This window comes from Jannaschia sp. S6380 (genome assembly GCF_023015695.1).
Classification (GTDB): Bacteria; Pseudomonadota; Alphaproteobacteria; order Rhodobacterales; family Rhodobacteraceae; genus Jannaschia.
Genome location: NZ_JALKAS010000001.1, coordinates 2,293,938 through 2,318,311 on the forward strand (window position 1 = coordinate 2,293,938; position 24,374 = coordinate 2,318,311).

The 24,374-nt window shown below is 68.1% G+C and carries 24 protein-coding genes; 7 read left to right on the plus strand and 17 right to left on the minus strand.

Going from position 1 to position 24,374, the window contains the following annotated elements; all coding sequences use genetic code 11:
- The 4 genes from MWU52_RS11915 to MWU52_RS11930 form a co-directional block, all read right to left on the minus strand.
- Entirely contained in the window at window positions 1-267 is a 267-nt protein-coding gene (locus MWU52_RS11915) for a flagellar biosynthetic protein FliQ (RefSeq protein WP_246952305.1), read from the minus strand.
- 10 nt (window positions 268-277) lie between these two features.
- The gene (gene fliE, locus MWU52_RS11920; RefSeq protein ID WP_246952881.1) at window positions 278-499 is read right to left on the minus strand and encodes a flagellar hook-basal body complex protein FliE; all 222 of its coding nucleotides are present in this window, start codon (window positions 497-499) and stop codon (window positions 278-280) included.
- A gap of 75 nt (window positions 500-574) precedes the next feature.
- On the minus strand, window positions 575-967 hold the full coding sequence (gene flgC / locus MWU52_RS11925) for a flagellar basal body rod protein FlgC (RefSeq protein WP_246952307.1): 393 nt from the start codon (window positions 965-967) through the stop codon (window positions 575-577).
- A gap of 2 nt (window positions 968-969) precedes the next feature.
- Window positions 970-1,329: a FlgB family protein gene (locus tag MWU52_RS11930; protein WP_246952882.1), complete on the minus strand. Its 360-nt coding sequence runs from the start codon at window positions 1,327-1,329 to the stop codon at window positions 970-972.
- A gap of 98 nt (window positions 1,330-1,427) precedes the next feature.
- On the opposite strand from MWU52_RS11930, the gene MWU52_RS11935 reads away from it, so the two are divergent.
- Window positions 1,428-2,810, plus strand: a complete 1,383-nt coding sequence (locus MWU52_RS11935; RefSeq protein ID WP_246952310.1) for a FliI/YscN family ATPase — start codon at window positions 1,428-1,430, stop codon at window positions 2,808-2,810.
- A 131-nt stretch (window positions 2,811-2,941) separates the two neighbouring features.
- Here MWU52_RS11935 and MWU52_RS11940 read toward each other — a convergent pair whose 3' ends face one another.
- From MWU52_RS11940 to MWU52_RS11955, 4 genes are all read right to left on the minus strand, one after another.
- Window positions 2,942-3,730, minus strand: coding sequence for a DUF1217 domain-containing protein (locus tag MWU52_RS11940; protein WP_246952312.1), 789 nt, complete (start codon window positions 3,728-3,730; stop codon window positions 2,942-2,944).
- Window positions 3,727-4,119, minus strand: coding sequence for a flagellar biosynthesis repressor FlbT (locus MWU52_RS11945; protein WP_246952313.1), 393 nt, complete (start codon window positions 4,117-4,119; stop codon window positions 3,727-3,729). The genes MWU52_RS11940 and MWU52_RS11945 overlap by 4 nt, the downstream gene beginning before the upstream one ends.
- Before the next feature lie 13 nt (window positions 4,120-4,132).
- On the minus strand, window positions 4,133-4,504 hold the full coding sequence (locus MWU52_RS11950; protein WP_246952314.1) for a flagellar biosynthesis regulator FlaF: 372 nt from the start codon (window positions 4,502-4,504) through the stop codon (window positions 4,133-4,135).
- 112 nt (window positions 4,505-4,616) lie between these two features.
- Window positions 4,617-5,444, minus strand: coding sequence for a flagellin (locus tag MWU52_RS11955; RefSeq protein ID WP_246952315.1), 828 nt, complete (start codon window positions 5,442-5,444; stop codon window positions 4,617-4,619).
- Window positions 5,445-5,684: 240 nt separating this feature from the next.
- Here MWU52_RS11955 and MWU52_RS11960 point away from each other — a divergent pair, with 240 nt between their 5' ends.
- Window positions 5,685-8,855 carry a 4Fe-4S double cluster binding domain-containing protein gene (locus MWU52_RS11960; RefSeq protein ID WP_246952316.1) on the plus strand — a complete coding sequence of 1,057 codons (3,171 nt, stop codon included), beginning with the start codon at window positions 5,685-5,687 and terminating at the stop codon, window positions 8,853-8,855.
- Here the strand turns inward: MWU52_RS11960 and MWU52_RS11965 are convergent.
- Window positions 8,852-9,316: an Lrp/AsnC ligand binding domain-containing protein gene (locus MWU52_RS11965; RefSeq protein ID WP_246952318.1), complete on the minus strand. Its 465-nt coding sequence runs from the start codon at window positions 9,314-9,316 to the stop codon at window positions 8,852-8,854. The two genes, MWU52_RS11960 and MWU52_RS11965, sit on opposite strands and share 4 nt — an antisense overlap.
- A gap of 132 nt (window positions 9,317-9,448) precedes the next feature.
- Here MWU52_RS11965 and MWU52_RS11970 point away from each other — a divergent pair, with 132 nt between their 5' ends.
- Window positions 9,449-12,412, plus strand: a complete 2,964-nt coding sequence (locus MWU52_RS11970; protein WP_246952320.1) for an L-glutamate gamma-semialdehyde dehydrogenase — start codon at window positions 9,449-9,451, stop codon at window positions 12,410-12,412.
- A 17-nt stretch (window positions 12,413-12,429) separates the two neighbouring features.
- Here the strand turns inward: MWU52_RS11970 and MWU52_RS11975 are convergent, their stop codons facing one another.
- On the minus strand, window positions 12,430-14,046 hold the full coding sequence (locus tag MWU52_RS11975; RefSeq protein WP_246952322.1) for a GMC family oxidoreductase N-terminal domain-containing protein: 1,617 nt from the start codon (window positions 14,044-14,046) through the stop codon (window positions 12,430-12,432).
- 122 nt (window positions 14,047-14,168) lie between these two features.
- Between MWU52_RS11975 and MWU52_RS11980 the strand changes: the two genes are divergently transcribed.
- From MWU52_RS11980 to MWU52_RS11995, 4 genes are all read left to right on the plus strand, one after another.
- Window positions 14,169-15,401: a TRAP transporter substrate-binding protein gene (locus MWU52_RS11980; protein WP_246952324.1), complete on the plus strand. Its 1,233-nt coding sequence runs from the start codon at window positions 14,169-14,171 to the stop codon at window positions 15,399-15,401.
- A gap of 132 nt (window positions 15,402-15,533) precedes the next feature.
- Complete coding sequence (locus MWU52_RS11985; protein WP_246952326.1) at window positions 15,534-16,208, plus strand: TRAP transporter small permease subunit; 675 nt, start codon at window positions 15,534-15,536, stop codon at window positions 16,206-16,208.
- Window positions 16,205-17,563, plus strand: a complete 1,359-nt coding sequence (locus MWU52_RS11990; RefSeq protein WP_246952328.1) for a TRAP transporter large permease — start codon at window positions 16,205-16,207, stop codon at window positions 17,561-17,563. Before MWU52_RS11985 ends, MWU52_RS11990 begins: the two co-directional genes overlap by 4 nt.
- A gap of 4 nt (window positions 17,564-17,567) precedes the next feature.
- Window positions 17,568-18,335, plus strand: coding sequence for an IclR family transcriptional regulator (locus tag MWU52_RS11995; protein WP_246952330.1), 768 nt, complete (start codon window positions 17,568-17,570; stop codon window positions 18,333-18,335).
- On the opposite strand, the gene MWU52_RS12000 is transcribed toward MWU52_RS11995, so the two are convergent.
- The 7 genes from MWU52_RS12000 to MWU52_RS12030 are packed head-to-tail and all read right to left on the minus strand — an operon-like array spanning window position 18,332 to window position 24,367.
- Complete coding sequence (locus tag MWU52_RS12000; protein WP_246952333.1) at window positions 18,332-19,228, minus strand: SMP-30/gluconolactonase/LRE family protein; 897 nt, start codon at window positions 19,226-19,228, stop codon at window positions 18,332-18,334. The two genes, MWU52_RS11995 and MWU52_RS12000, sit on opposite strands and share 4 nt — an antisense overlap.
- 25 nt (window positions 19,229-19,253) lie before the next feature.
- A complete protein-coding gene (locus tag MWU52_RS12005; protein ID WP_246952334.1) occupies window positions 19,254-20,240 on the minus strand; it encodes an oligopeptide/dipeptide ABC transporter ATP-binding protein in 987 nt (328 codons plus the stop codon).
- Entirely contained in the window at window positions 20,237-21,220 is a 984-nt protein-coding gene (locus MWU52_RS12010; RefSeq protein ID WP_246952336.1) for an ABC transporter ATP-binding protein, read from the minus strand. The genes MWU52_RS12005 and MWU52_RS12010 overlap by 4 nt, the downstream gene beginning before the upstream one ends.
- Window positions 21,217-21,528, minus strand: a complete 312-nt coding sequence (locus MWU52_RS12015) for a hypothetical protein (RefSeq protein WP_246952338.1) — start codon at window positions 21,526-21,528, stop codon at window positions 21,217-21,219. Before MWU52_RS12015 ends, MWU52_RS12010 begins: the two co-directional genes overlap by 4 nt.
- Window positions 21,525-22,514 (minus strand): ABC transporter permease, encoded by a 990-nt coding sequence (locus MWU52_RS12020; RefSeq protein ID WP_246952340.1) that lies wholly within the window; start codon window positions 22,512-22,514, stop codon window positions 21,525-21,527. The genes MWU52_RS12015 and MWU52_RS12020 overlap by 4 nt, the downstream gene beginning before the upstream one ends.
- The gene (locus tag MWU52_RS12025) at window positions 22,511-23,488 is read right to left on the minus strand and encodes an ABC transporter permease (RefSeq protein WP_246952342.1); all 978 of its coding nucleotides are present in this window, start codon (window positions 23,486-23,488) and stop codon (window positions 22,511-22,513) included. Before MWU52_RS12025 ends, MWU52_RS12020 begins: the two co-directional genes overlap by 4 nt.
- 39 nt (window positions 23,489-23,527) lie before the next feature.
- Complete coding sequence (locus tag MWU52_RS12030; RefSeq protein ID WP_246952344.1) at window positions 23,528-24,367, minus strand: hypothetical protein; 840 nt, start codon at window positions 24,365-24,367, stop codon at window positions 23,528-23,530.
- Window positions 24,368-24,374: the final 7 nt, after the last annotated feature.

Below are 24,374 nucleotides of genomic sequence, written 5' to 3' on the forward strand. Positions count from 1 at the left end.
TCAGTACCCCTGTATGATCGGGATGAGCGTGTCGGTGAAATACCGGCCGAGCGTCAGCGTCATGAAGCCCATGCAGGCCCAGAAGACGCCAAGTATGGCCGCCATCTTCGGCACGAAGGTCAGCGTCATCTCCTGGATGGAGGTCAGCGCCTGCAGCAGGCCGATGGCCAGGCCGACCGCCAGCGCCACCGCGAGGATCGGCGCGGAAGTCAGGACGGCGATCCAGAGACCCTGCCGCAGCACGTCGTAGAAAAGGAGATCCGACATCGGCCCCGCCTCAGACGGGCATTCGCAGGATTTCCTGATACGCCTCGACCACGCGGTCGCGGATCGTGACCACCGTGTCGATGGCAAGCTGTCCTTCGGCAAGTGCGGTCACCAGGGCGTGCGGATCGGCGCCGCCGGTCACGGCCGCTTCGGCCTGTCGTTCCGCCTGCCGCAGCGTTTCGACGAACCCCGAGGCTGCCTCTGCCGTCGGGCCCGTCTTGGGCGCGGGCATGCCGCCCAGTCCGCCTGCGATCGCTGAAAGGTCCATTCTGGCCTCCTGTTTATGGTCTCGTGGTTCGTGGGAAAACTATCGCTTGAGAATATCGAAGAGCTGGCTGGACATGCGGCGCACCTGCTCGAACATCTTCAGGTTCGCTTCATAGCTCCGCTGCGCTTCGCGCGCGTCGGCAAGCTCCGTCACCAGCTCGACATTGGATCCGTCATGGTATCCGTCTTCGTTCGCCATCGGATGCGCCGGGTCGTGAACCTGCGGAAGCGCCGCCTGCGACAGCCGGACGGGGCCGGCCTCGATCGCGCCGCTGCGCCGGCCGCCCTCGACGGTTTCGCGGAATTCAATCGTCTTCCGGCGGTAACCGGGCGTGTCCACGTTGGCGATATTCTCCGAGATATGGCGCAGCCGCTGACCCTGGCCACGCATGCCGGAAGACAGAACCGTCAGGGCGCTCGAAAATTCGGCCATGTTCAGCCCCGACCCAATCCGGCGCGCATCATACCCAGCGCGCTCCGATACACCGTGAGGGCACGATCGTGGTGGCGTGCGGCCTCGATCCCCCGCAGGACCTGATCCTCCAGCGAGACGGTATTGCCGTTCGGGTCGGCGGGCACGTCATGCAGGATCCGGGGGCGCGCCGTGCCCTCGGGGCCGGTCAGGTGCCGCGCATGCGTCCGGCGCAGGGCCAATCCGTCATCGGGGGAAAAGGTGGCCATGTCGCGGGCGCGATAGCCGGGGGTGTCGGCATTCGCCACGTTGGTGGCGATCACAGCCTGTCGCGTCGCCGCTTGGCGGGCCATGCCGGCCGCAAGGCGCATGATCTCGGGCATTTCGTTCACTGGGCAACTCCTTCGTCGTCCGTGAAACGAAGCCTTAAGACTGATTCCTTTAGAAATCGTTTCGTACAGCCCCGGCCGGAGACCGAAACATGACCGACACTCTCGACATCCCGGTGGCCGACCCGTTCGCGACCCTTCGCGCTCAGGTGAACCTGATCGAGTCAAGCTTTCCGCTGGGCCAGATCACCGGGCTCGATGCCGCCGGCTTCACGGTCGAGGGCCTGTCCGACCACGTTCTGCTGGGCGAAGAGTTGATCTACGAAGACGCCGAGGGTCGGAGCTTTCGCGCGGAAGTCACGCGGCTCGACCGCGGGCAACTCCGGGCGGCTCCCTATGGCTCTCCCGACGGGTTGCATATCGGCGCGAGGGTCAGGCCCGCCGGCGCCGCGCGCATCGCCCCGCACGATGGCTGGATCGGCCGGGTCATCGATCCGTTCGGACAGCCGCTCGACGGCCGCCCCCTAGTGCCCGGCCATCCGGTCCCGCTCCGCAGGGCGGCGCCGGCGGCCACGCGCCGTCGGGGGATGGGTGACCGGTTGCGCACTGGAATGGCCGTCTTCGACACGATGTTGCCGGTCGCGTCCGGTCAGCGCATCGGACTCTTCGCGGGTTCGGGCGTCGGCAAGTCCACCCTCCTCGGCAGCTTCGCACAGGATCTCGATGCCGATATCTGCGTGCTGGCCCTCGTCGGCGAACGTGGCCGGGAAGTCTCGGATTTCGTGCACCGCACGCTGGGGTCGCGGGGGCGCGCCCGCACGGTGGTCGTCGCGGCCACGTCCGACATGCCGGCGAACACGCGGCGGCGCTGCGCCTTCGCCGCCCTCGCCGTGGCCGAGCATTTCCGCGATCAGGGACGGCGCGTGCTGTTTCTCTGCGACAGCGTCACGCGCATGGCCGAGGCCCATCGAGAGGTCGCCGTGGCCGCCGGCGAGGACGCGTCGCTGCGGGGGCATCCGCCCAGTCTGACGCCGCTTTTGGCCTCGCTTTGCGAACGGGCCGGCCCGGGGGAGGACGGTCAGGGCGACATGACCGCGATCTTCACCGTCCTGGTCGCCGGTTCCGACATGGAGGAGCCGGTGGCCGACATCCTGCGCGGGCAACTCGACGGACATGTGATCCTTTCACGCGATATCGCGGAGGGCGGGCGATACCCCGCCGTGGACGTGCTGCGCTCCGTCTCGCGCAGCCTGCCGGAGGCGGCGAACCCGGCCGAGAACGCCCTGATCGGAGAAGTACGCAAGATCCTCGGAGTGCAAGACCGCAGCGACCTGATGGTGCGATCGGGCCTCTACGAGCGTGGCGCGAACCCGGAGATCGACCGCGCGACGGCCCTGGCCCCGAAGATCGAGGATCTGTTCGCGGCCCGTGGCCTCACGCGACCCGAGGATGGCTTCCGGCTACTGGCGGGCGTCCTCGGAAAATCCTACGAAAACCCGGCCCGCGCAGCGACCGAAAAGCCTGGCATCCGGTGAAGCGGATCGGGTGCCTTTTGGTCGGGCAGGGGGACCGATCCCACCCGGATGTGATCGGCGGCATGGATCCGTCCGGCACCCATCGAATGCCGATTTAGCTCAAACACGACGCAGATCGTCGCGTCGCCCGGTCAGAAGCCGCGCAACAGCACCAGTGCAGGAGAAGACGCGACACCGGCGCCGTCAGCGAGGCCCGCCATCGCGGTGAAGCGATCGAGAAGCGGGTCCAAGACCGCCGGCTGACCCAGTTCCGCGATTTCGTCGGTTCCGAAGATCGTCCGCGCGCGCTCGGTGAAATCTTCGAGCTGACGGTCGATCGGCAAGGTCGCGAATGCCGTTGGCAAGTTCAAGGCCGTCTCCATCACCTTGCGTAGCGGCGGCGTGCCCATGAGCGTGAACCACTTTGTACGGTTCGAACCCTCGCCGTCCGCCAGGGCGGCAAGTTCCCGTCGTGCATTCAGCGCCAGGCGCATCGTCTCGTCGGAATTTCCGAGATCGGCCTCGAAACTCCGCTCGCTGTAGCGCGCCTCGATCCGTGCGGCGAAGCCGGGAAGAACGGATGCGGGTACGCCGCCACCCCCGAATTCGAAGGCCCGCGACAGGTCGCGGTAGCGCTTGTCGCTCAGCCGGTTGGCCAAGGCTTCCGGATTGTCGGTTCCCTCTTCCAGGACCTTGCGGATCAGGAACTTCGCGTCGATGTCGTCGTCGAGCCCGAACGCGCCCAACGCCACGGTCAACAACCGCCTGTCCGCCACCAGTTCTGCGGCGGTCGAGACCGTTCCGATCGTTTCGCGGAAGTAATTCAGGTCGCGCTTTTGCGCGGCGCCGTTTGCATGGGCGGCGCGCTGTGCATCCAAGGTCGACTGCAGAAAGCGCCAACCGGTCAACCCACCGGTCGGCACGAAGGGTTGAAAGGTCACCCCGGCCGCGCCGCGAGAAGCGACGCCTCCTGACGGCGCAGCCCGCCCAGCTGGCGCAGCGCCTGATAGAGCTGCCCGTCCCGCAGATGGGCGGCGATCCGATCGATCCGCGACCGATCCTCCGGTGCCACGAAGGCATGGCGCAGCGGAACGAGCGCGCCCAACACGGCCGTCGTGGTCTCCTCCATGTCCGCCTCGCCCACCATCATCAGCTGCACGCTATGCGCAATCCGGCCGACAGGCGTTCCGGCCGCTTCGGGGTCGATCGCATCGCGCAGGCGCAGCAGTTGCGTCTCCGGCGTCAGCAGGCGCAGGCGCGCACCGCGGCCCACGTTTTCGATGACGGCCCCGTTGACGACGATCCGGTCGCCGGCGGGGAACTTCAGCATCAGACCCGCCATGTCAGGCGGCCCCCGCCGACAGGCCCGCGGCCACCCGGCGGTTGATCTCGCACAGGATCGCGGCCTCGCCCGAACCTTCCAGAACCTGGCTGGTATGCCGCTCCACGAAGCCGGCGAGCCCGAGAAGGCTGACGCGCAAGGCCTCGGGCATGGCATTGTCGTCGCCCGCGCAGGCCTCCGCCGCCGCCCGCCACAGCCGGCGGTTGTCGTGAAGGGCGGCGGCCTTGCGCGAGGCCGTCGCGCGGTCGTCGCCGAAGACCGCCTCCAGCCGGCGCGTGACGTCGGCGAAGACCATGGCTTCCCCGCGGGCCGGCGATGTCAGGGAAGGGTCGATCGCGGCATAGGCGGCCGCGGCGCTCAGAGCATAGCCCATAGGATCGGTTTCTCACGATTGGCGAACTTCGCGACCTGCACGAAGGTCCGGCGCTTTGCGCCAAGGTCCGAAGGACCCGCCCCGGAAATGGTCCGGGGCGGGCGGGATCACGTCAGCGGAACAGCGACAGGATCGACTGCGGCGCCTGGTTCGCGATCGAGAGCGACTGGGTCGCCAGCTGCTGCTGGACCTGCAGCGCCTGGAGACGCGCGGAGGTCTCCTCCATGTCGGCATCGACCAGCGAACCAATGCCCGACTTCATCGCGTCGGTCAGCTTGCTGACGAATTCGCCCTGGTCGGAGATCCGCTTGGCCGAGGCCCCGAGGGCCGCCGCACCGTCGACGGCGGTCTGGATATGCGCCTCGATGGCCGCGATCGACGTCTCCGCATCCGCGGCGGTACCGACATCGACGTCGGACAGATCGAGGTTGGCTTCGAAATCGACCGAATCGACGTCGATATTCGCCGCCGTGACCGAGCCGTCCGCGGCCCGGTCGATCGAGGACAGGACCGAGATGCCGGTGTTGCCCGCCGTATCCAGCAGGTTCGCGCCGTTGAATTGCGAAGCCTTGATGATCGAGGTGATCTGCTCCTTCATTTCGTCGACATCGGCGGTTAGCTTGGTGTAGTCGACGTTTTCGCCGGTGGCGGCGACGATCTTCTCCTTCATGTCCTTCAGGACATTGGTGATCTGCTCGGCACCGGCCGAGGCCACGGCCACGGTCGACTCGCCCAGGGCAAGGCTGTCGGAGACGGCCTTGAAGCCCGACACGTCGGATTCCATGACCTTCGAGATGGCCCAGATGGCGGAGTTGTCCTTGGCCGAGGCGATCGACTTGCCGGTGGAGATGGCCGATTGCGTCGAAGCCATGTCGCGGTTGACGGATTTCAGCGTCTGAAGCGCGACCATCGCGCCGTTGTTGGTCAGGATGCTGGACATTTGGATATTCCCTTGAATGCGCCCGCTTCGCGGGCTTGTGAAATCCGCTTTCGCGGAACGTTCGACATTCTGCCTGCGGGGTCCGCTTGGGCGGGTGTCCCATCTTCGCCGTTCTCGGCACGTCCGGTGCTAGGCCGCGGACCTTAAGAGGGTCCTAACGCGCCGCCCCGCGATGCGGGGCATTCGTCTCGCATTGAAACGGTCTTGCCCGCGGGGGCCCGTCGCGGCCACATGGCCCGCATGCGCCTCTTCTCCAACCGCAAGCGTCCTCCGCATCTCGGCCCCTATCCGCTGGAGCGGCTGCGGCGCGGAGGGATGCCCGATCTCTCGGCCGTCCCCCCGGTGCCGCGGTTGGCCTTCGGTGCAGGCACGGCGGGGATCGTGGGCGCGATGTCGGACTATCAGGCCACGATGGACGCGATTCGTGACGGGCTGGTCAATCGCGCCCGGGCCGACTGCCCCGACGACCCGGTCGCGCGGGCGCGGCACCTCAAGGCATTCGGCTATTTCTGCGACGCGGCCCTCATCGGCACCGGCCCCGTTCCGGCCGAGGCGCATCTGGATGCGCCGCTGCGGAACCCCGACATCGACGACCTGGCGCAGGCGCTGCGCACGCGACAGACCAAGACGCTCGCCGCCGGGATCGACCTCATCATGGCCGACCTGAAGGAGTCGATGGAGGCGCCACCCGCCGGCATCGGCGGTCACCACAACGCCATCGTCATCGTGCAGGACATGCCCCGCCCCGTCCGCGATGAACCGGGCGCCGCCTGGATCGCGGGGGCGGAGGCGCACCGCGCCGCCCTGCGCGCCGCCGAGACGGCCGTCGTCCTGGCCAGCTATCTGCGGGTGCTGGGGTACGACGCCAAGGCGCATACCATGACCAGCAGCGACGTGAACCTTCACGTCCTGGGCCTGGCCGCAGGGGTGCTGATGCCGGACGACCGCGGCGTCGCGGCACCGTTCCTGGGCCGGCGCTTCGGCTTGGCCGCCGTCACCACGACCTTCACGCTCGTCCATGACGCACCGCTCGCACCCCGCCAGCGGCCGGACCCCCGCTGGTGGGTCGGCCACGGCACCGGGTCCTCGGCCACCAACCGCGACCCCTATGCCAAGCGCGACTTCGCCCTTGGCCCGCACCCGTTCGAGACGCTGCCCCGCGTCGACACCCCCACCACCTATATCGACGAGCCGCGCGTCGCCCGCGTGCCCAAGCGCGCCGACCTCTTCGCGCGCGCCCAGTTCGGCGACCTTGGACCGGCGGTGCAGAAACAGGCGACGGCCGGGCATTACGTGCGCAAGGCGGCGCCATCGGCGGCGCAGCGGCGGATGCTGGGGGCGCTGGTCCTTCTGCAGGACGGCGATCCGAACCCCTTGGGCGCGCGACCCGACGACCCCGACCGCAACGCCACCGACATCAAGGCCATCGCGTATTGGCTGGGCATCGACGCGGTCGGCATCAGCCGCTGCCCGGATTGGGCGTGGTACAGCCACGACGCCACCGGCACCCCCATCGACCCGCCGCATGACCAGGCCATCAGCATGATCGTCGACCAGGGATGGGAGACGATGGAGGGTGCGTCCGGCGACGACTGGATCAGCGTGGCGCAGTCGATGCGCGCCTATCTGCGGTTCTCGCTGCTGGGCGGAATCGTCGCGAAGCTGATCCGCGACCTGGGCTACGCGGCCAAGGCGCATACCGTGCTGGATGGCGAGGTCCTGCAGCCGCCGCTTCTGCTGCTGTCGGGCCTGGGCGAGGTCAGCCGCATCGGCGAGGTCATCCTGAACCCGTTCCTCGGCCCCCGCCTGAAATCGGGCGTGGTGACGACCGACATGCCGCTCTCCCACGACAAGCCGATCGATTTCGGCCTGCAACGCTTTTGCGAGGCGTGCAACAAATGCGCGCGCGAATGTCCGTCGGGCGCCATCACCGCCGGGCCGAAGCTGATGTTCAACGGCTACGAGATCTGGAAGTCCGACAGCCAGAAATGCGCCACCTACCGCATCACGACCCCCGGCGGCGCGATGTGCGGGCGCTGCATGAAGACCTGCCCCTGGAACCTGGAGGGCCTGTTCGCCGAGGCACCGTTCCGCTGGGCCGCGATGAACCTCCCCGCCGCAGCGCCGGCGCTTGCGAAGCTCGACGACGCGCTTGGTCGGGGCGGGCTGAATCCTGTCAAGAAATGGTGGTGGGACCTGGAGCTGGAGGTGGACGGCGCCTATCGCCCGACCCGCCATCCGGTGAACGAACGCGGCCTGCAGCGCGATCTCGACCTGGCCTACGAGGACCAGACCCTCGCCGTCTATCCCGCCCCGCTGGCCGCCCATCCCTGGCCCTATCCCGACCCCATGGATCGAGAGGCGGGGATCGCCGCCTATCGCGCGATGATCCCCGCCGCCGCCTATCGCGCCCGCATCGCCGCGGGGGACGAGGCCCATGTCCACCGCTACACCGCCGACCGCGACAGCCCGGTGATCGAGCTGCGTGTGATCCGGGCCGAGGCGATGTCGCCGGACGTCACCCTCTACGATTTCGCGGCGCCCGACGGGTCGGACCTACCCGAATGGACCGCCGGCGCGCATCTGGACATCGTCGTGGCACCCGAATACCTGCGGCAATATTCGATGTCCGGCGACCCGGCCGATCGGTCGAAATATCAGATCGGCGTCCTGCGCGAAGACGGCGGGCGCGGCGGATCGCGCCTCCTCCACCGCATCTTCACACCGGGCCGCCGGATCTTCGCGGCACCACCCGTCAACCATTTCCCGCTGGTCGAGGACGCGACGTTCAGCCACCTGATGGGCGGCGGTATCGGCATCACTCCGATGGTCGCGATGGCGCATCGCCTGCACGCGCTCGGTCGCGACTTCGCGGTGCATTACTCGGTCCCTTCGCGGTCGCGGGCGGCGTATCTCGCCATGATGCGGGCGACGCCCTGGGCGGACCGCGTCCACCTGCATGTCAGCGACGAAGACGGCCGCGCGGCCTTGGCCAAGATCCTGCGATACCGACCGGGCGCGCATGTCTATACCTGCGGACCCGACCGCTACATGTCGGCCGTGATCGGGGCGGCCGAGGAAAGCGGCTTTCCCGAAGACGCGCGCCACCTCGAATACTTCTCCGTCCCCGATCTTCCGGAGTACGAGAACCACCCCTTCACCCTGCGCCTGCGCGACGGGCGCGAGGTCGCGGTGGCCGCCGAGGAACCCGCGACCGACGCCCTCGCCCGCGCCGGCCTTCGCGTCGACGTCAAATGCTCCGACGGCATCTGCGGCGTCTGCGCCTGCGGCTATCGGGGCAAGGCCGAACACCGCGACTTCGTCCTGTCGAAGGCACAGCGCGAAACGCGCATCATCCTCTGCCGGTCCCGCGCCGCCGAACCGGGCGGCACGCTGGAGATCGACCTCTAGACCGGCAGGGCCCCGCCCGCGCGGATCTCCTCCATCACCACATAGGTCCGCGTCTCGCGCACACCGGGCAGCGCCGCCAACGCCTCGGCCAGGAATGCGCGATACTCGTCCATGTCACGGTGCCGCGTCTTCAGCAGATAATCGAACCCGCCGGCGACCATGTGGCACTCCTCGATCCCGCGCACGTTCTGGACGGCGGCGGCGAAGGCGTCGAACACTTCGCCATCGGTGCGGTCCAACTTGATCTCAACGAAGGCGATCAACCCCAGTCCCAAGGCGTCATGATCCAGCCGGACCGTGTAGCCCGTGATCACCCCATCCCGCCGCAGGCGTCGCATCCGCTCCGCCGTGGCATTGGGCGACAGGCCGATCCGTTCGGCCAGCGCCGCGACCGAAAGCCGCGCATCCGCATGCAGGGCGCGGATCAGCCGATGATCCATACGGTCCAGTCGTGCGATCATGGCGAAATCCTCTGCGTTTTTCTCGAAAACCTCGGATACCACCATCGGAATCCCCGTGCACCCCGCAGCTTTGGTGAAACGCCCCACCCGCCGCCATGCTAGGATCGCGCGAGCCCGCCTACGGAGTGCCCCATGTCCTTCGCCGCCCCTTTCGCCCCCGCCGACGAGACCATCGTCCCGACCCTCCTGCCGCTGGCCCAGGTCGCGCCCGCGACCCGCGCCCGGGCCGAACGCCTGATCCGCGGCATCCGCGGCGCGCAGACCCGGATCGGCGGGCTGGAGGATTTCCTGCGCGACTACGACCTCTCCACCCGCGAGGGGCTTGCCCTGATGGCGATGGCCGAGGCGCTGCTGCGGGTGCCCGACCAGGCGACGCAGGACGCGCTGATCGCCGACAAGATCGGCGCCGGCGACTGGGACGGGCACGAGCCGTCGGAGGCCTGGCTCGTCTCGGCCGCGACCTGGGGCCTCGGGCTGTCGAACCGCCTGCTGCGCCCCGGCGACACGGTGCCGGGGGTTCTCGGCGGACTGACCCGCCGGATCGGGGCGCCCGCCGTCCGCACCGGCGTGCGTCAGGCGATGCGCTTCATGGGCCATCAGTTCGTGCTGGGCGAGACGATCAAGGACGCCCTGAAACGCGCCCGCGAGAACGAGGCGAAGGGCGCGCTCCACTCCTACGACATGCTGGGCGAAGGCGCGAAGACACAGGCCGATGCCGACCGTTACGCCAAGTCCTATGCCGACGCGATCGACGCCATCGGCCGCGCCGCCGGCAATCGACCCCTGCCGCTCCGGCCGGGCATCTCGGTCAAGCTCTCGGCCCTGCATCCCCGCTACGAGCCGCGCAATCGCGCCGCCGTCCTCCGCGAACTGACCCCGATCCTGACGAAGCTGGCCAAACGGGCGAAATCCTTCGACCTCAACTTCACCGTCGATGCCGAGGAACAGGACCGCCTCGAACTCTCCCTCGCCGTGATCGAGGCGGCCTTCGCCGACGATGACTTGCGCGACTGGAACGGCTTCGGGCTTGCGATCCAGGCCTATGGCAAGCGCGCCGAGGCGGTGATCGACTGGGCCGGCGACCTGGCCCGGCGTCACGGCCAGACGATGATGGTCCGGCTGGTCAAGGGCGCCTATTGGGACACCGAGGTGAAGCACGCGCAGGTGGAGGGGCATCCCGACTATCCCGTCTTCACCCGCAAGGCGGTGACCGACCTGAACTACCTCGCCTGCGCCCGCAAGATGCTGGCCCTGCGCCCGCATCTCTATCCGCAATTCGCCACGCACAACGCGCTCAGCATCGCGAAGATCCTGGAGATGGAGGAGGGCGGCCACGGCACCGGCAACCGCCATCCCGGGGGGTTCGAGTTCCAGCGCCTGCATGGCATGGGCGAGGCGCTCTATGCCGCCGTCGCGAAGGAAACCGAGGCCCCTTGCCGCATCTACGCGCCCGTTGGCGGCCATCGCGACCTTCTGGCCTACCTGGTGCGGCGTCTGCTGGAAAACGGCGCATCCACGTCTTTCGTCGCGATGGCCGGCGACAAGGATGTCGACATCGCCGCCGTCCTCGACATGCCGGACGACCTCGCCCAGACGCCGCGCCACCCGCGCATCCCGCTGCCGAAGGCGCTGTTCGGCGGACGGCGCAATTCAGACGGGGTGAAGATCGGATCGGACCGCGAATTGTCCACCCTCTCCCGCGCCATGCGCGAGGCGCCCGAGGCGCCGGCGGTTGACCCAATCGCGCCGGGCGACGTGGTCGGGGTCATGGCCCGCGCGCAGGCCGCCTATCCCGCCTGGTCGACCACCGCGCCCTCGACCCGTGCGGCCGCGCTGCGCCGCGCCGCCGACCTGCTAGAGATGGAACGCCCGGCCCTGATGGCCACCTTGGCGCGCGAGGCCGGCAAGACCATCGACGACGGCATCGCCGAGATCCGCGAGGCCGTCGATTTCCTCCGCTACTACGCCGACGAGGCCGAGAACCTGGGCCAGCCCCGACCCCTGCCCGGCCCCACCGGCGAGTCGAACGAATGGCGCGCGCGGGGCCGGGGCGTGTTCGTGACCGTCGCGCCGTGGAACTTCCCGCTCGCCATCTTCCTGGGCCAGACCGCCGCCGCGCTGGTCGTCGGCAACGCGGTCGTGGCCAAGCCCGCGCCGCAGACCCCGCGCGTCGCCGCGCAGGCCGTGGCGCTCCTGCACCGCGCCGGCATCCCGCGCGACGCCCTGATCCTGGCGCCCGGCGGGGTCGAGGTCGGGCAGGCGCTGATCGACGATCCCCGCGTCGCCGGCGTGGCCTTCACCGGTTCGACCGCGACGGCCCGGTCGATCAACCGGGCGCTTGCCGCCAAGGACGGCCCGATCGTGCCGCTGATCGCCGAGACGGGCGGGGCCAACGCGATGATCGTCGACGCCACCGCCCTGCCGGAACAGGTGACGCGCGATGTCGTCGCCTCGGCCTTCCGCTCCGCCGGGCAGCGCTGCTCGGCCTGCCGCATCGCCTATCTTCAGGAGGACGTGGCCGAACGGATGCTCGACATGATCGAGGGCGCCGCCGCCACGCTGACGATGGGCGATCCGATGGACCCGGCCACCGATGTCGGACCCATCATCGACGACGCCGCGCTGACCCGGCTGCGTGACTATGTCGGCACGTGGAAGGTCCGCTGGCAGGGCGACGCGCCGGAGGGACGGTTCCTGCCGCCGACGATCATCGAACTCGGTCCCGACGAAGTCCTGACCGAGGAAGTGTTCGGCCCGGTCCTGCACGTGAAGCGCTGGAAGGCGGGCAATCTCGACCGCGTGCTGGACGAGATCGAGTCGACCGGCTTCGGCCTGACCTTCGGCCTGCATTCCCGCATCGACGCGACCATCGCCCATGTCACCGCCCGCGCGCCCGCCGGCAACGTCTATGTAAACCGCAACCAGATCGGCGCCATCGTCGGCAGCCAACCCTTCGGCGGTCACGGCCTGTCGGGCACCGGCCCCAAGGCCGGCGGCCCGCTCTACCTGCAACGTTTCGTCGAGGAGGTCGTGGTCTCCACCGACACGACCGCGGCGGGCGGCAACGCCACGCTGATCGCGATGGAGGCGCGCTAGCGACCCCCGCGCACGCCTCACGCCCCGACGCGCGCGTCCTCCAGCACCAGGTCCGACGCCTTCTCGCCGATCATGATCGCGGGGGCGTTGGTGTTGCCCGACACGATCTCCGGCATGATGGAACAGTCCGCCACCCGCAGCCCGGCGATCCCGTGCACCCGCAGCCGCGCGTCGACGACGGCGCCCGGGCCGGTGCCCATCTTGCAGGTCCCCGTCGGGTGATAGATCGAGACCGAGTTCGACCGCGCCCAGTCCAGCGTACCCTCGTAGTCGTCTATCGACAGATCGGCGCTGGGCCGAAACTCCTCGGAGATCTTGTCGGTCAGGGGGGCATGACGGGCGATGCGACGGGCGATGTTGACGCCCTCGACAAGCGTTCGGCAATCGGTCTCGGTGCTCAGATAGCGGGGGATGATCTTGGGATAGATCGCCGCATCCGGCGAAGCCAGCCGGATCTCGCCCCGGCTTTCGGGCCGCAGCTGGCAGACCGACATCGTGAAGGCCGAGAACGGGTGCACCCCCTCGCCCGGTGAATCGGCCGACCAGGGCTGGACGTGAAACTGGATGTCGGGCGTCTCGACATGTTCGCCGGTACGGAAGAACCCGGTCGCCAGCGATGCCGCCATCGTCATCGGCCCGGCGCGGAACAGCGCGTATTTCACCGCGATGCGGGCCTGGTTCAGCAGGCTGCGCACCTCGTCGTTCAAGGTCGGCTCGTTGCATTTGAAGACCAGCCGCGCCTGCAGGTGGTCCTGCAGGTTCCTGCCCACGCCGGGCAGATCGGCCTTCACCTCGATCCCTAGCTCGCGCAGATGCGCGGCCTCGCCGATGCCCGAAAGCATCAGGAGCTGGGGCGAGTTGATGGACCCGCCCGAAACGATGACCTCGCGTCCCGCGCGAACAACCCGCTCGGTGCCGGACCGGTCGCGATAGGCGACACCGACGCAGCGCCGCCCCTCCAGGATCAGGCGCGTGGCCGGCGCGCTGGTGATGATCTCGAGGTTGGGGCGCGACCGCGCCGGGTTCAGGAACGCCACCGCCGAGGAGCAGCGCCGCCCCTTTCGCGTCGTCAGTTGGAAATAGGCCGCCCCTTCCTGCGAGGCGCCGTTGTAGTCGGGGTTGAACGGATAGCCCGCGTTCTGCGCAGCCGCGACCCAGGCGTCGCAGATCGGCCGCTGCAGCCGCATGTTCGACACCCAGAGCGGTCCGTCCGATCCGTGGAAGTCATCGGCCCCGCGCTCCTGCCGCTCGGACCGCTTGAACAGCGGCAGCACGTCGTGCCAGCCCCAGCCCTCGTTGCCCATCTGCCGCCAGCGGTCGTAGTCGGCGGCCTGTCCGCGCACGTAGAGCAGCCCGTTGAGCGACGACGACCCGCCCAGCACCCGGCCCCGGGGCCAGTCGATCGATCGCCCGTTCAGCCCCGGATCGGGCTCCGTGCGATAGCACCAGTCGACGGCCGGATTGTGCATCGTCTTGAAATAGCCGACCGGCACATGGATCCAGGGGTTCCAGTCGCGGGGTCCCGCCTCCAGCAGCAGGACCCGGTTCGCCGGGTCGGCCGACAGGCGGTTGGCCAGCACGCACCCCGCCGAGCCGCCGCCGACGACGACGTAGTCCACGATCCGTTCCGTCATCCGGTGCCCCCCAAATGTCCCGCTTTCGTTGCCGAGGCGGAAAGAAAAGCTTGTCAGGTGCAGGATAGAGTGCTGAATATTGAGACCGCAAGTATCATATTTGCGCATAAGGGAGGAAGAACATGAAAGCGTCCAAAGCCCTGAGCGGGATCTCCCGCCGGGATCTGTTCAAACTGTCCGGTCAGTACGGCATGTCGTCAGTCGTGTTGGGAGCCTCGACCTTCGCCGGTGTTGCAACGCTGCCCGAGCTAGTCCGCGCCGCCGAGTCCAGCTACGAGAAGCGTTTCGCCAAGGAGCCCAAGCACACGTTCAAGCTGGGCGCGGCCGGGTTCAACGCCCGCAACCTGCTGATCGAGCGTGCCGGCGTGCTGGAGTTCGCCCGTGATCTCGAAAGCCGCACGGACGGGGAGGTCCGGGTGGAATTTATCGGCGACAACCAGATCTGCGGCCAACCCAACTGCGTCGAGAAGGCCCAGTCCGGCATCATCGACATGTATTCCGCCTCGACCCAGAACTCGGCCGGCGGCGCGCCTTACCTGAACGTGCTGGACTACGCCTACATGTTCCCCAGCCGCGCCTCGCAGTACCATTTCTTCTACAGCCCCGAATCCCAGGAGGTCCTGCGCGACCCGTTCGAGAAGCGGCACGGCCTGAAGTTCCTGTTCACCCATGCCGAACTGCGCGGTATCCAGACCGGGCAATCGTTCGCCGACAAGCCCACCGTCACCAAGCTGGAAGAGTTGTTCGGCACCAAGAACCGCGTCACCGGCACGCAGCTTGGCCGGATCGCAATGGAGCTTCTGAACCTCAATCCGGTTCCGATCGCCTGGGAGGAGACGCTGGACGGCCTCAAGCAGGGCCTGATCGACGGCGCCGAGACCTGGGCTTCGGCCGTGGCCTACGCCAACATGGCCCCCGTGGTCAGCCAGTCCGTCGACCTCAGGTTCTTCTGCGGCACCGAGCATACGGCGATGTCGGCCTCGGCCTTCGATTCGCTCTCGGGCGAGCTGCAGGACGCGGTGCTCGAGTCGGCCTATCTGGCGCAGGTCCACGTGCAGGCCGCCAACGAGGCCGCGCTGGTCAAGACCGTGGGTTTCAGCGATCCGGTCCTGCCCGGCACGATCTTCGCCGAGAACGACGTCCGCCCGGCCTTCCTGGCCGACGACCAGATCAAGATGGCCGAGGAGATGTGCTCGCCCGAGTTCAACCCCGAGCCCTGGGCCGCCTGGCGCGAGCGTCTGAACGGCTGGTCGGGCGGTCTCGATACCTACCAGATGATCTACGACGTCGCGCGCCAGATCCCGGCCGATACCCTGGCCGAAAACGTCGAGCCGCGCCGCTGGTGGAAAGCCTGAGGCCCGCCGCGACCTGAAAGTCTGGGCGCCCCCGCCGGGGGCGTCCACCGCAGGCGACAGGGCGCGTGATCCGTGCCAGTGTCGCGCCACGCGACCGGGAGGGTCGCGCCAATTCGAGGGAGGGCCGGCTGGATGGAGATCTTCGGCGGCATCGGGGCGATCATCGCCGCCCTGTTCGACAACGACGCCTGGATGCTGGGCGACGCGATCCGGCAGAACGCCTCCGCGGCCTGGCTTCTGGGATTGATCATCACGACCCTGGGCGGCCTCGGCGTCATGGCCCTCTACCGCGCCGTCCCCCTGTTGGAGCGCCACCTGGAACCGGCGGTCATGGTCACCGCCTATCTGGCGATCGGCTACATCATCTTCGCCGGCGTGATCGAACGCTTCCTGCTCGACGGGCAGGAGCCGTGGTCGACGACCATCCCGCCCTTCCTGTTCCTGATCATGACCTGGGTCGGATGCAGCTATAACGTCAAGCTGCGCACCCACCTGGCCTTCGCCGAATTCCGCACCGCCATGCCGCCGGCGGGGCAGATCGCCTGCCTGATCCTCGACGCGATCCTCTGGCTCGGCTTCGCCTGGATCGTCATCGTCACGACGACGCAGGAGGTGATCGCCGCCGCGGCGAACTTCCGCATCATGCTGGGCACCGACAACGTCATGCAGTGGTGGTTCCTGATCGCCGTGCCGATCGCCTTCATCCTGCTCTCGGGGCGGGTGTTCGAGAACCTGTTCCGCGACCTCGGCAACTATCGCCGCGGCGACACCCTGATCGAGCAGGCCGTGATCGGAGGCGACACATGAGCGACGGAACCCTCGTTACGCTGATCTCGGTCGGCGTCACCGTCCTCTTCATGCTGGGCGTCCCGGTCTTCCTGGTGATCGGCTACTGGGTCATCGGCATGTCCTTCGTGCTGTCGCTGCCGCTGCTGAACATCGGCGCAGCACTCTCGGACGTGTTCACCGACGGCTTCGCGCTCCTGGCGATGCCGCTCTTCATCCTGACGGGCGACCTGATCAACCGCTCGGGCATCGCGCGACGCCTGTCGGACTTCGCCTATGCCTGCCTCGGCTGGATCCGGGGCGGCCTGGCGATGGCCAGCCTCGGGGCCTGCGGCCTCTTCGCGGCGATCTCTGGCTCGAATTCGGCCACGACGGCCACCATCGGCTCGATGCTGCATCCAGAGATGGTCAAGGGCGGCTACGACGAACGCTTCTCGGCCGCGACGGCGGCGGCGGGCGGGACGGTGGGCATCATCATCCCGCCCTCCATCATTTTCATCGTCTACGGCTTCCTGATGAACCTGCCGATCAGCGACCTCTTCGTGGCCGGCATCATCCCCGGCGCCCTGATGGTTCTGGCGATGATGACCGCGGCGTTCCTGCTTTGCTGGAAGAACAAGTGGGGCATCATCATCGGGCTGTCGGCCAGCCGTGTCATCAAGACGGCAATCGGCGCCTGGCTCGGCTTCTTCGCCATCGGCCTCGTGCTCTGGGGCATCTACACTGGCAAGTTCTCTCCGACCGAGGCGGCGGGCGTGACGGTTGGCTTCTGCGTAATCGTGGGTTTCGTCTGCCTGCCCCTCTACCGCTTGATGGGCAAGCGCGAGGACCGCCCGGTCGAGGACAAGTCCTATGGCGAAATGCTGCTGGTCCAGGGCTTCACGCCGATGGAGTTGCCGTCGATCACCATGCGCTCGGCCCAGATCACGGGCATCCTCGCGCCGCTGATCGCCGTTTCGGTCGTCATGCAGCAGATCCTGTCGGTGCTGGGGGCGCAGCAGGTGATCGGCGATTTCGTCACCGGCATGGGGGGCTACTACGCCGTGCTGTTCACGGCGATGGCCATCGTCTTCGTCTCGGGCATGGTACTCGAAAGCCTGCCGGTCACAATCATCCTCGCGCCGATCCTGGCCCCCATCGCCCACGATATCGGGGTGGAGCCGGTGCAGTTCGCCGTCATCTTCCTGGTCGGCGCCTCGATCGGTTTCATCACGCCGCCCTACGGGTTGAACCTCTACGTCGCGTCCGGCGTGACGGGCGTTCCGTATTTCCGCCTTCTGCCCTACACGGTGCCCTACCTCGTGGCACTGCTGTCGGTCTGGATCATCACCGCGCTGGTGCCCGAGCTTTCGACGTTGCTGCTGCCGGAAAGATAGGGGCATGAAGGACGACCGGACGGAGACGATCCCGACCAACCTGCGCCTCCTTCTGGTGCTGGAGGCGGTGGCGAAGGCCGGCGAGCCGGTAACACCGACCGAGGTGAATGCAGGACTGGGCCTGCCCAAGCCGACCATCCACCGCCTGTTCTCCACGCTGCTCGACGAAGGGTTCCTGCAACGCGACCTCGACGGGCGCGCCTATCTGCCGGGCCCGCGGATGCGCGGCCTGGCCGGCGGCGTGCTGTCGTCGTCGCGCATCCACGGCGCGCGCCAGGCGATCCTGAAGCGCCTTTCGGCCACCATCGGCGAAACCTGCAACATCGCCCTGCCCGATGGCGACGCGATGACTTATCTCGAACGGGTCGAAACGGAATGGCCGCTGCGCATCCAGTTGCCGCCGGGCACGCGCGTGCCGCTCTACTGCACGGCATCGGGCAAGCTCTATCTGTCGACGCTGGGGCGACGCGACCTCGAGGCCTACCTGTCGGCCACGCCGCTGGAGCGCCGCGCGCCGGGCACATATACCGACCGCGCCGCGCTCGAGGACGCCATCGCGCGCATCCGGGTCGACGGGCATGCCACGGACCGGGGCGAGTTCATGCCCGACATGATCGCCGTCGCCGTACCGATACGGGACACCAACGACCGCTTGCTGGCGACGCTGTCCTTCCACGCCCCCACGCAGCGGATCGACCTGGAACGCGGCCTGACCTTCTTGCCGGAGTTGCACGCCGCGGCCGCCGAACTGGCGGCGCTGGTCGCGGCCTAGACGGTCCGCGCGCCCCGCCGGTTCAGCGCGATGGAATAGACCGAGGTCGTCGCCGTGATGAACAGCACATGCCGCGACCGTCCACCGAAACAGACGTTCGACACCGTCTCGGGCACGTGGATACGGCCCAGCACCGTCCCGTCGGGCGCGATGCAATGGACCCCGTCACCGGCCGAGGACCAGACATTGCCGTCCTCGTCCAGCCGGAAGCCGTCGCTGAACCCCGCATCGAGCTCGACGAAATCGCGCCCGTTCGCGGTGCCCCCGTCGGTTACGTCATAGACGCGCATGTGCTTACGGTCGTCCGTGAAGATGCGCCCGGTATCGGCGACGTAGAGCAACCGCTCATCGGGCGAGAACGCGAGCCCGTTGGGGCAGTTCAAGTCGTCCACCACGACGCGGATGTCCCCCGTCGCCGGGTCGACGCGATAGACGACGCAGGGGTTCTCCTGCTCCGCCCGCGCGCCCTCGTAATCCATGGCGATCCCGTAATGCGGATCGCTGAACCAGATCGTGCCGTCGGACTTCACCACCACGTCGTTCGGCGAATTCAGCGGCTTGCCGTCGAACGCGTCGGCGATGACGGTGACGGTCCCGTCCGGTTCGGTCCGGGTGACGCGCCGGCCACGATGTTCGCAGGTGATCAGCCGCCCCTGACGGTCGCGGGTGTTGCCGTTGGCGAAGTTCGACGGCTTGCGATAGATGCTGATCCCCGTCTCGGCCGACCAGCGCAGGATCCGGTCGTTCGGAATGTCCGAGAACAGCAGGCAATCCGCGTCCCCGAACCAGACCGGCCCCTCGACCCAGTCGAACCCGGTGGCGAGGCGCTTGAGCGGCGCGTTGCCCAGCACGAAACTGTCGAAGCGTGGGTCATGGCTGCTGGCCCAGTCCATACGCTGTCCTCCTTCCGGGCCGCCGTCAGGCCACGCCCTTCAATTCGATCTCGCCCGCATGATGGCAGGCCACCCGGCCCGCGCCGAACGGCGCCAGCGGCGGGCGGTCGCGGCGGCAGATATCGGTCGCCAGCGGACAGCGCGGATGGAAGGCGCAGCCCGGCGGCGGGTCGGTCGGGTCGGGGATCTCGCCCTCTGGCGGCTCCACCTCGCGGCCGAACGCGTCAAGGCGCGGCGCCGCGTCGATCAGCATCGCGGTGTAGGGATGCGCCGGGTTGGTAAAGAGATCCTCCGGCGCGGCCTCCTCGACCAGGCGCCCCAGGTACAGCACGCCGATCGTATCGGCCATGTGCCGCACCACCGTCAGGTCGTGGCTGATGAACAGGTATGTCAGCCCGTGCTCGTCTTTCAGATCGCTCATCAGGTTCAGCACCTGCGCCTGTACCGACACGTCGAGGGCGCTCGTCGGCTCGTCGCAGACGATCAGCTTCGGCTCGGACGCGAGCGCGCGCGCCACGCAGATCCGCTGCCGCTGCCCGCCCGAGAACTGGTGCGGGTATTTCTTCGCATCCTCGGCGGCCAGCCCGACCTGCTCCAGCAGGCGCTCGGCCAGACCGGCCGTGTCCCCGCCCCGCGCGGTCACCGGCTCGGTGATGATGTCGCCCACCCGCCAGCGGGGGTTCAGCGAGGCGAAGGGATCCTGGAAGATCATCTGGATGTCCGATCGGATCCGCTCGATCGTGTCGGCATCCGTCTCGGCGAACAGGTCGACCCCCTCGATCTCCACCCGCCCCTCGGATGGGCGCAGAAGGCCCACGACCATCTTGCCGATGGTCGACTTGCCCGACCCGGATTCGCCCACGAGCGCATAGGTCGTGCGTTCCGGGATGTCGAAGCTGACATCGCTGACGGCGGTCAGATGCCGCTTGGGCAGCCGCTCGATCAACCGGTTCAGCCAGGGTTTCGACACGTCAAAGACGCGGCTGAGGTTCTGGACGCTAACGATGCTCATGCCGCGTCCTCCCCGGCCTCGATCGGGAACCAGCAGGCCGCGCGCGCATCCGCCTCGCCCACGCGGGGGCGCGGATCGTGCTGGCATTTTTCCTCGGCGCGCGGGCACCGCGGGCTGAACGCGCACCCGTCCGGCAGGCGGTTCAGCCGCGGCATCGCGCCGGGGATCTGCCGCAGCCGCGCCTGGCCCGCGCTTGCCGCCGGGGTCGAGGCCATCAGCCCGTCGGTATAGGGATGCCGCGGCTGTCCCACGATCTGCGCCACCGGTCCGATCTCGGCCAGGCGGCCGGCATACATCACGGCCACGCGGTCCGCCGTCTCGGCGATGACGCCCATGTCATGCGTGATCAGCATCGCGGCCATCCCCCGCTCCCGGCAGAGACGCTTGAGAAGCGCCGTGATCTGCGCCTGAACGCTCACGTCCAGCGCCGTCGTCGGCTCGTCCGCGATGAGCAGCGTCGGCTCCGCGCAGAGCGCCAGGGCGATCACCACCCGCTGCCGCATGCCACCGGAAAACTCGTGCGGATAGGCCCCCATCCGGTTCTTCGCCGACGGGATGCCCACCTCGTCCAGCCCCCGGATCGCGCGCTTCGCCGCCTCGTCGCGGCTGACGTCCAGATGGCGCAGGATCGTCTCCTCCAACTGCTCGCCCACGGTCAGCAGCGGGTTGAGCGAGGTGAGCGGATCCTGGAACACCATCCCGATCCGCTTACCGCGCACCCGCCGCATGTCGCGAAGCGGCAGGTTGTCGATCCGCTCCCCCTCCAACAGCACCTCGCCCGCCGCAATATGCGCCGGCGGGTCCAGCAGGCCGATCACCGCGTTGCCGGTCATCGACTTGCCGGCGCCGGATTCGCCCACCACGCCCAGGATCTCGCCCGCGTCGATCTCCCACGACACGTCGTCGACGGGGCGCAAGGTGCCGTGGCGGGTCGGGATGTCGACGGTCAGGCCGCGCAGGGAAAGGACGGGGGTGGTCATGTGTCGGCCTCGCGCAGGGCGGCCAGCATCTCCGCCTCGGTGTCGTAAATTTCTGTCTCGGGCAGGAAGGCGGCCATCGCCGGACGGCCGGCCCAGGTCATGTGCACCACCGCGAAGGCGCCTTGTTCCCGCCCGGTGGAGACCAAAAGGCATCCCCCGTCGCGGTCGCGCGCCTCGACCCGCAGCGTTTCGGTCGGCGGCCAGAGGACATGCCCGACCGGCAGTTCGGCCAGCAGATGTTCGCGCAGGGCCGCGCGTTCCTCGGGCGCTGGCCGCCAGAACCCCGTGCCTTTGAGCGGACCATTCACCTCAGCCTCGGGTTCAGCGCGTCGCGCAGCCAATCCCCCAGCAGGTTGACCGACAGCGCCAACGCCAGAAGCGTGCAGGCCGGGAAGAACAGGATCCACCATTCGCCCGAGAACAGAAAATCCTGCCCGATGCGGATGAGGGTCCCAAGGCTCGGCTGCGTCGGCGGGGCGCCCACGCCAAGGAAGGACAGCGTCGCCTCGGCAATGATCGCAAGCGCCAGCGAGATCGTGGCGATGACCAGCACCGGCGACAGCACGTTGGGCAGGATATGGCGCAGCATGATCGCGCCCGACGACCGGCCGATCAGCCGCGCGGCCTGGACGTATTCCTTGTTCTTTTCCACCAGCGTCGCGCCCCGCACGACGCGGGCGAACTGCACCCAGTCCGACAGGCCGATCGCGATGATCAGCACCCAGATCGCCATCTGGTCGCGATGCTCGATCGGGATGATCCCGCGCGCAACCCCGAAGATCAGAAGCGCCACCAGGATCGACGGAAAGGTCAGCTGCACATCCGCGACGCGCATGATGATCGTTTCGGTCCAGCCGCCGACATAGCCCGCCAGCAGGCCCATCAGCACGCCCAGGACCAGCGCGAACAGCACCGCCATGAAGCCCACGAACAGCGAGATGCGCATCCCGTAAAGGATGGTCGAGAACACGTCCCGACCCTGGTCGTCGGTGCCGAGAAGGAAGGTGTCGCCGGTGAAGGCGTTGGGGACGCCCGGCTCCGAGAAGCCGTTCATCAGGTTCAGCGAGGAGGGGTCGAACGGGTTCGTCGTCGCGATCCAGGGCGCGAAGACCGCCGACAGCACCAGGATCAACGTCACCAGCGCCGCGACGACGGCCACGGGCGAGGTGCGGAAGGAATATGTAAGGTCCGCATCCCAGATCGACCGCCAGCGCGAGGGCTGGACGACCTCCGCCTCCTCCAGCCGTTCGTGGGGCTTGGGGCCCTGGCGCGTGGCGTCGGGCAGATCGCTCATGCGTGCCTCCCGTCGATGCGCAGGCGCGGGTCCACCCAGACATACAGGATGTCGACCAGCAGGTTGATCATCACGAACATGACCGAGATCAGCATCAGATACGCGGCCATCACCGGGATATCGACGAACTGCACCGCGTTGATGAACAGAAGCCCCACGCCCGGCCATTGGAACACCGTCTCGGTGATGATGGCGAAGGCGATGATCGCGCCCAGTTGCAGGCCCGTGACCGTGATCACCGGGATCATCGTGTTCTTGAGCGCGTGGCGAAAGTTGACCGCCTTGGCCGACAGCCCGCGCGCACGGGCGAAGCGGATGTAGTCCTGCCGCATCACCTCCAGCATCTCGGACCGCACCAGCCGCATGATCAGCGTCATCTGGAACAGGCCCAGCGTGATCGACGGCAGGATCAGCGATTTCAGCCCGCTCTCGGTCAGGAAGCCGGTCGTCCACCAGCCGAGGTCGACCACATCGCCACGCCCGAATGTGGGCAGCCATCGAAGCTGCACGCCGAAGACGTAGATCAACAGGATCCCGATCAGGAAGGTCGGCAGGCTGACCCCGATCAGCGACGCCGACATGATGACGTTCGCCGCCCAGCCGTCGCGCCGGATCGCGGTGAACACGCCCAACCCGATCCCCACCGTCAATGCAAGGAAGCCAGAGACCAGCGCCAGCTCCAACGTGGCCGGCGCGCGTTCGGCGATGATCTCGGCCACCGGGCGCGACTGGCGATAGCTGATGCCGAAATCGCCCTGCACCGCGCGCCCGAGGAAGGTCGCGTACTGCACCGGGAACGGGTCGTTCAGACCCAGGTTTTCGCGCAGGCGCTCGACATCCTGCACGGTACGCTCCTGCCCCAGAAGCTGTTCGATCGGGTCGCCAACGAAGCGGAACATGGAGAACGCGACCAGACCCACCGCCAGAAGGACGATGACGGACTGAAAGACGCGACGGATGATGTAGGCCAGCATCCCCCGGGTGTCCCCCTTGGGGCGCGCCGGGTCAAGACGTCACTGGTCCCGGCCGGCCTTTCGCATCGCGATGCGGTGGGCCCCGGCGCGGACCCCGTGGCGCAACACCTCCAAGAGCTTGCCGCCCTCGGAATAGTCGGGCGGGGCCAGCGTTTCGACCCGCTGCGTCTCGGTCTGCTCCGGCGCCTCGAAAACGTCGTCCTCGTCGATGGCGATGGCCAGACCGCCCGCCCGTGTCAGGAACCCGAAGGCCTGAAGGTCGGACGCGCCGTCGCCAAGATAGATCATCTGGTCGAACGGACAGTGCATGTCCGCCTTGTCCACCGCGTCGCCGGCCCGTTCCGGCCCGTTGGACCCGTCGACATCCGCGCCCTTGCCCAACGCCTCGAGGTAGAGCGCCTTCTCCGGGTGGTCGATGATCCGCTTGACGCAGGTGAACACGCCGTCCACCTCGTGCCAGCCGCCGGCCAGGATGCGGTCGAAGACGCGCCCGATGCCGCTCTCGGCGATGATCTCGTCGAAGCCGGAGGACAGGACGACGAATTCCACCTCGATCTCCGGGTCGATCTCCGTCGCCGCCGCCCGCAGCAGGTCAGGCATCGCCTCGACCCCGTCATAAAGCCGCAGATGCTTCGCCGCCTCGGCGATCATATCGGGCCCCAAGGGTCGCCCGCGATTTTGCCCGAGGTTCAGAAGTCCCTGACCCCGGCGGATGATATCGTCCCACCCGTCGCCCAGTGCCTCCTCGTAGTCCCGCTCCCACGCCGACCTCTCGATACCATAGGCCGCGCAGATCGCGTCGACGGAGTCGGTGGCCAGCGTCCGGTCGAAATCGAAGGCCAGGAGGATGCGGGGGATGTAGGGGTTCGTCGCGCTCATGGGGCAG